Genomic DNA, 258 nt, shown 5'->3' with positions numbered 1-258 from the left:
GCACGCCTGAACAGATAGCGGCGGCGAACAATGCAATCGCAGAGGCCCAAAAAGTCCAGGCTGAATGGGGCGTGGGCGGCAACAAGAGCCGCGCGCTGAATGTGGTCACCGGCATTCTGGTCGGCGGGGTCGCCGGTCAAGCAGGAACGCAGATCGCGGCCAATGCGGCGGCACCGTATGCAGCTGCTGAAATTGGTGATTACTTCAAAACGAAGGGAAATGAAAACCAGACACTGCAGGATTTGAGCCATGCGGTCC

Annotated in this window: 1 protein-coding gene; it reads left to right on the top strand. The window is 58.9% G+C overall.

The features are described from left to right. Positions 1 to 258, top strand: a 258-nt coding sequence (locus GM658_RS29910) for a hypothetical protein (protein ID WP_211841962.1), incomplete at both ends; no start/stop codon positions are given.

Origin of the sequence: Massilia eburnea (assembly GCF_009720745.1) — a bacterium.
Lineage (GTDB): Bacteria > Pseudomonadota > Gammaproteobacteria > Burkholderiales > Burkholderiaceae_D > Rugamonas > Rugamonas eburnea.
The sequence above is the reverse complement of the archived record's forward strand: the minus strand, read 5'-3'. Positions and strand labels throughout refer to the sequence as shown.